Annotated in this window: 5 protein-coding genes; all 5 read left to right on the top strand. The window is 40.4% G+C overall.

Features of this window, described 5'->3' with window-relative positions; translation table 11 throughout:
* On the top strand, positions 1–223 hold a 223-nt coding region (locus HUT38_04675; GenBank protein NUQ57746.1), incomplete at its 5' end, for a hypothetical protein.
* 99 nt (positions 224–322) lie between these two features.
* Positions 323–1,207: a hypothetical protein gene (locus tag HUT38_04680; GenBank protein ID NUQ57747.1), complete on the top strand. Its 885-nt coding sequence runs from the start codon at positions 323–325 to the stop codon at positions 1,205–1,207.
* Between the two features lie 33 nt (positions 1,208–1,240).
* Positions 1,241–1,780 carry a hypothetical protein gene (locus tag HUT38_04685; protein ID NUQ57748.1) on the top strand — a complete coding sequence of 180 codons (540 nt, stop codon included), beginning with the start codon at positions 1,241–1,243 and terminating at the stop codon, positions 1,778–1,780.
* A 169-nt stretch (positions 1,781–1,949) separates the two neighbouring features.
* A complete protein-coding gene (locus HUT38_04690) occupies positions 1,950–2,384 on the top strand; it encodes a hypothetical protein (protein ID NUQ57749.1) in 435 nt (144 codons plus the stop codon).
* 24 nt (positions 2,385–2,408) lie between these two features.
* The coding region (locus tag HUT38_04695) for a hypothetical protein (GenBank protein ID NUQ57750.1) at positions 2,409–2,834 on the top strand (426 nt) is incomplete at its 3' end.

The raw sequence follows: 2,834 nt of genomic DNA on the forward strand, positions 1-2,834 counted from the left end.
GGAATTGAAATACGGGATTATTAAAGACGGGGAGTTGATTTACGAGAAAGAACCATACCGCGTCTTAATTGAGCCTAGAATTTTAAATGAGTATTTTGACTTCCGTAGTATTCTTTTAAGGAGTGGACTTGCCGTGGCTAGTGTTTCCGAAAAAGAACAGCAAGGCATTGAGAAAAGATATATCAAGCAAAATAAGATTACAAAATTATTCAGCATGACGTAAAAGACATTGAAGAATTTGTGAAAATTATATCCGGAATTTAATCAACAGAAGAATCCTTTGGTGGTTAGGAAAAATTGTTAACAAGCATCCTTTGAATTCATGGAAGAATTAAACGAAACAAAAAACAGCATAAAAAACAAAGGCGAGGAGGCGGATTTTGAGAAATTGCCGGAGAGCCCGAACAAGCTGAAACAAAAGAAGACGCCCGAACAGGAGATTGATGAAATTAACCGGCAAATTTTAGAAACGGAAAAGCTGATTGAAAATGAAAAGAAAAACCTGGCCGAACAAAGGGCAAAACTGGGCCTTCCGGAAAAAAATGAAGAGTCGGCGAGTTTGGTATCATATAAAGAGAAAATAAACAAACTTTCGGCAAAAAAAGAAGAACTTGAAAAAAGCGGCAATCGCGGCAACGGCAATTTCAACGGAGGCGGTGTCATTGCTGATGCTGCCGGTGAAGGGCGCGGAGAAGAAGAGCCCGAGAAAGAAAAACAAAAAGAAGCGCCAAACGAAAATACTGAGAAAATTAAGCCCCAGGAATTTAATAACTTTATTGAAGCCGCTGAAGGAGTCGCCCGCGTTTTAAGAGAAAGAGATTCGCAGGGGCTGGATCAGCTAACGGATGATCCTGGGAGGATTGCGGCAGCGATTAGCTCTCTTAGGGCGGCCGCGGGTTCTCAAAAACCGGACATTGACGGCTTGAAGCGGTCAATTGGAAGAATCGCCGAGTTTGTTGAAGGGCTCGGCGAACGGCAAACGAGAGCCGGAATAAAAGAAAATCCGGAAATGCTTGGCAAGTTAGCTTATTTCCTTATAAAGCTGGGCCAAGAAGGACACGCCGCAGGCGGAAGAATAATTAAAAAAGAAAATGGCGCCGAAATTATGCCGACGATAGGCAGACTAGAGGCGGCACTGAAAGACAAAAAGGCGTTAATTGATAAAAAAATGGCGTTTCTTAAACAATATTCCGGCCGCCGCTTTTAGGAGCGGATTTATTATTAATTTAAATTTTTTATTATGAAATTCAGACAACAACCAAACATTCCATCAGGGAATGAGGGTAAACCAAAAGAGTACAAAGAATTTATGGGCCAAAAATTTGAGGTTGAGAGGCCGGGTGTGTTAACTGTGGATGATATAAGAAACGGCGACAGGGCGTTCGTCATGACGGAAAGTGGAAATAGGTACATGTTGCGCAGGTCGAAAAGCGCCAACGGGGCAATAAAGATCTACAACGAAAAGAAAGATAAATTTCAGCAGGGCTACGAACTTTATAATCAGGGAGAAATAGCCAGAGTTGGAGAAGGATTTAATTTTGTCATGAGCCTTTCTCAAACAGAAGGACAGAAATACAGCGCGACAAGGGTTGTTGGAATTGAGATCAGAAGGGGTATCGATGATGCCATTGAAAATAGCGGTGAAGAAAGAAAAAGTAATGTAAGCGGTTTGGCAGAAGAGCTAATTGGCAATTTCCACGCAAAAGATTTTGCTGATGCCGGCGATCCTCCTAAAGAAGAAGACATTAAAAATTTTTTAGATAAATTAAAGAAAAAGTAATTACTCGATGTTTTTAATTCGGCCGAGAAGGAAGAATACCTGAAATTTAAGGAAAACAACAGCAAGAAGCCCATTTTCCTTGTTGTTAGCGCGGTAAATTGTAAGAACAGGGGATAATTGGTAAAGTTGACTGGAAGTTAATCTTAAGATAAACTTTGTTATATAAAGCATGAAAAGCGCGATAATAGGATTAAAGGAATTAAGGGAAAATATGGAAAATTACATCGCCCAGGTTAAAAAGGGGAGATCTTTTGTGGTGGTTAGAAAATCAAAACCGATCTTTAAGCTTGAGCCGCTTGATGAATGGGGCGATGAAGGCGTTTGGGAGAAGGTAATTGATTTTACTAAAATTAAAAAAGGAGGAGTGTTGCTAGAGGATTTAAACAGATTAAGTAAAAAAGAATATAGTACAATCAAAGATGTTTTGGAAAAAATTAAAAAAGGGGAAATGGCGGATCTCGATATTAAAAAACTTAAAGGCAACGACGGAATTTATAGAATACGCAAAGGCGACTTGAGGGTAATTTATAGAATTAATGAGGCGGGTAAAGTGGTGATTATGGATATTTGCCGGCGAAATGACAATACTTATAAGACCTTGTGATATAATAATTTAAATAACGAACTCATGAACACCGACAATAAAACATTGGAATTAAAACTTGGGGAGTTGGGCTTGGCGGAAAAGGAGGCCAAGGTATATCTCGCTTCGCTGGAGCTGGGTTCCGGCGCGGTGCAGGAAATCGCCAAAAAGGCGAACATCAACCGGGCGACGACCTACGTTATTATAGAAAAGTTGATGAAAAAAGGGTTGATGAGCTCGGTGGAAAAGGGTAAAAAAACCTATTTCCAGGTTGAGGACCCGAAGCGATTGCTGACGCTTTTGGAAGAGCAGGAAGAAGGCCTGAAGCGCAAAGAAGAAGAATTTAAAAAATACCTGCCGGAACTGGAAACGCTTTTCAATATCGCCGAAGAAAAACCGAAAGTAAGGTTTTTTGAAGGGAAGGAGGGGTTGATAGCGATAAGGGAGGATTATTTTAAGGCGAAGGATAAA

The organism is Candidatus Paceibacter sp. (assembly GCA_013360865.1).
Classification (GTDB): domain Bacteria; phylum Patescibacteriota; class Minisyncoccia; order UBA9983; family UBA9983; genus SURF-57.

Coding starts and splice junctions, on each gene's coding strand:
- HUT38_04680 (NUQ57747.1), top strand. CDS start 323: ATGGAAGAATTAAACGAAACAAAAAACAGCATAAAAAACAAAGGCGAG.
- HUT38_04685 (NUQ57748.1), top strand. CDS start 1,241: ATGAAATTCAGACAACAACCAAACATTCCATCAGGGAATGAGGGTAAA.
- HUT38_04690 (NUQ57749.1), top strand. CDS start 1,950: ATGAAAAGCGCGATAATAGGATTAAAGGAATTAAGGGAAAATATGGAA.